Here is a 3,326-nt window from a genome sequence, read left to right on the forward strand (position 1 = left end):
AGCACGGACTTGCCTTCGTCGGAGGTGAGGTCGAGACCGAGGGAGCGCTTGTTTCGGTGGCCCCAGGCGAAACTCTCGGACATCTCCGTACCCGGCGCCATCTGGCGGCAACCGTCCGGGAAGCTGGTGGACTCGACCTTGATGACGTCCGCCCCGTAGTCGGCGAAGAGGCGTCCGGTCTCCGCCCCCATGACGATGACCCCGAAATCGAGGACCCGCAGACCCTCGAAGGGGCGGTCGGGATGTGCGTTGACACCGGAGACCCAGCCGCCGGCGTGGCCGGGGGTGACAGGACCGGTGCCCCGGTGTCCGAGCCACCCGGTGGCATCGCCGACGACGGGTGCCGGAGTACGCAGTCCGGCACGGGCACCGTCGATGCTGAACACCCCGGCCGGTACGGTGGCGGTCCGACCATCGGAGAGCATGAGATCGGTGAAGCTCCCGTTGACACGGAAGGCGGGTTGGTTGACGACCTCGCCTAGCTCGTCGATGGAGGTGACGGGGACACGGAGCTCCTCCCCCTGACGGACCGCCTCCTCCGTGGTGAGTGCGGCGAAATGCCGGCGGTAGTGGGCGAAGATCTCGTCCCGGTGCTGCAGCCGGTGGAAGGGATTGTCGAACTCCGGAGTACTGAACTCGGGCGGGTCACCCATCCAGGTGAGCATGTTCCGCCACTGCCGCGGGGAGAGGACGCAGATCCGCACGATCCCGTCGGCGGTGGAGAAAATAGGATACAGTCCCCGGGCGTCGGGACGGCCACGGGGGACGTCGAACGGGTCGATGCCGGTCCGCCCGGACCCCTGCATCCCCAGCGGCGGGTCGAAGATGTGGACCAGGGCATCGAGGGCGGAGAAGTCGATGATGTCGCCGGTGCCGGTGCGGCGGGCATTGTAGTGGGCGGTGACCGCCTGCCACACGGCCTGCGGGGCGATGGCGCCGGCGACGAGGAACGACGGGGGCAGCAACGGTTCGTCACGGTCAGGGAGACCGGAGCGGGAGAGGATGCTCGACAGTGCGAACTGGACCGCCGGGGTGGAGGCCCAGTCCCTCCTGGAGCTCTCCTCGCCGAAGTCGGTGAGGACGGTGACGACGACAGCGGGGTGGGTCGCGGCGATCCGCTCGGGGTCGAGGTAGGGGGCGAAGACCGAGGGCCGGGAGACGAGGACTATGTCCGCCCCGTCGAGGAGGTCGTCGATCTGCTGCTGTGCCGAGGGGTGGTCGGGGTCGACGGCGACAGAACGCTTGTTGGCGTTGGCGAGTTCAAAGGTGATGCTCACGCCGTGGTCGGTGACCCCGCTGCGGCGGTCCGCGGAGCCTTCGGGCGGTTCGAGGCGGAGGACGTCCGCTCCGAGGTCTGCGACGTAGCGGCCGACCATCTGGAATCCGTCCTCGGCGGCGTCGAGAATCCGGACGCCGGAGAGCGGGAGGTCGTGCTGGTCTGTCATCTGTGCACTGGTTCCTTTCCCGGGAGTTGGGCCACGGCATGTCCGTGACCTCCCGATGGGATCGAGCCTAGGAACGACAGGTGATTTCAGCGACGCAAATAATGACGGCCTCGGAGTGTGGAACGCAGCATGCCGACCTGCCAATTATTGGCAGGCCCATCGGCAGGTCCGGCCTGACCCCGGCGACCTCCGGCCATATCTCCACCGGTACCCAGGTCAGCGGTGCGACAGCGTCCGGCATCATGCCGATGGCTTTCGGCGGGACCCCTCGATGGCGCTCCACCCCCGGGTAGGAGATAACGAGCGATGCGACCCGATCAGCGTGACCGCCTTCGAAACGCTACCGGTCAACATGCGTGTCCTACCTGAGACATCTGTCCCCGAGGAACCTGGCGGACACGTCCGGAGAACGCGTGCTCCGTACCCGGTCCTCCCATGACGGACAAGAGCAGCACCGCCGCTGACGACAGCCCACCGAAGATCATCGTCGGCCCGCTCCCCGGGAAGTACATCCAGCTGTCGACGGGGCAGACCATGGTGAAGCTCGGGGGAAGCTCGGGGGAAGCTCGCCGGAAGAACGGCCGTCGCGGTCACCACGACCAGCTCCGCGGTGACCTACCCACTGTGTGCTGCGCAACTCGGTGGGGAAGGTGGGTGCGGGCCTCACCGTCGGATGCGTCGTCCCTGGTGTGTTCCTGTCGATCATGGTGAACACGGGCACGATCACTGTGCCGGACGGGGTTGTCTCCGGCTGTTGTGTTGGCCACGTCGTTCACTCATGTGTCGATTCCGTGCGTGCACCGATGTGTCGGCCCCGTGCGTCCGTCCTGCGCCCAGCGAAGCCACTGTGGAAGCTGCTCCGACCCGGCGGCATCTGCTCCTGTCGCCTCAGCCGTCCAAGGCGACAGGAGGAGATGATGCGCTGCAGGATGAACTTCCGCCTGAGCGCGTGCTACCGGATCAGATGCCCGATGAGCCCGTCGAACCCACCGCGGAGCACTGCGGTGAGGTGGCCAGTCCGGCGAGGATACCGGCGGAGAGTCCGTTGATGTAGCGGGACTTCTCCGCCGCTGTGACGCCGTGCGCCCCACCGCCGGTCGCGCTGCCGAACTCGTTGTAGACCCACGGGGTGTCGGCGATCAGTGAGATCACCGGAAGATCTCCACCCCACAGTCCCGGCCGCCCGTCGAAGCTGAGACCGCCCACCGGCACAGCGCGCAGTTCCGCAACGGACCGGGCTCCTGCCATCAGAGTGGAGAACCGTTGGGATACCGCCGCGGTGGCGGCGTCCCCGAAGGTCACCGTGCGGGAGCTGCCGTCGGCGCCCTCCCCGGTCCGCGAACCACCGACCCGCTGGGGGTACACCTCTGAGCCGCCCGCCCCGGGTGTGGTGTGGATCGACACACCCATGACCGCGCCTTCCGCCGCCGCACGGTCGACCCGTTCGCGGTAGGTGACGTTGTCCGCGGTGGACTCCTTGAGCAGAACGGCCCGGAACCCCGCCGCGTCGATGCGGTTCTGGACAGCGCGGGCGATGTCGAGGGCGTCCGCGTCCTCCCGACCGTTGGGGTAGTCGGCCATGAGGACGCCCGTTTCCGGGTCGAAGGTGTTTGTCACCGCCCCGTTGTGCCCCGGGTCCAGGGCGACGGTGCAGGGTGCGGAGGAGCCCGGGGAGCCGGAAGGTCCGGAGGAGCCTGGAAGGTCCGCCGCAGCGGCCGGCACCGCGGCAGGCACCGTGACAGGTACAGACACCGCCGCAACCAGCGTGGCGAGAGTGACTGCCGTGATTTTCGAGAACGTCATGAAACCAAGAATACGTGTGGCTGAAGTGTCCAGTGTTGGCGGTGTTGCAGGTGTTGCCAGCGTTGCCGGTGTTGCCGG

At 67.7% G+C, this 3,326-nt stretch carries 2 protein-coding genes; both read right to left on the bottom strand.

From position 1 onward, the window contains the following. Window positions 1-1,445 (bottom strand): CoA transferase (locus QZV72_RS05950; RefSeq protein ID WP_297006260.1); only part of this gene is annotated, 1,445 nt, incomplete at its 3' end. A gap of 960 nt (window positions 1,446-2,405) precedes the next feature. Further along, a complete protein-coding gene (locus tag QZV72_RS05955; protein WP_297006262.1) occupies window positions 2,406-3,248 on the bottom strand; it encodes an N-acetylmuramoyl-L-alanine amidase in 843 nt (280 codons plus the stop codon). Window positions 3,249-3,326 lie beyond the last annotated feature (78 nt).

The sequence above is a fragment of the uncultured Corynebacterium sp. genome (assembly GCF_902782855.1).
Classification (GTDB): domain Bacteria; phylum Actinomycetota; class Actinomycetes; order Mycobacteriales; family Mycobacteriaceae; genus Corynebacterium.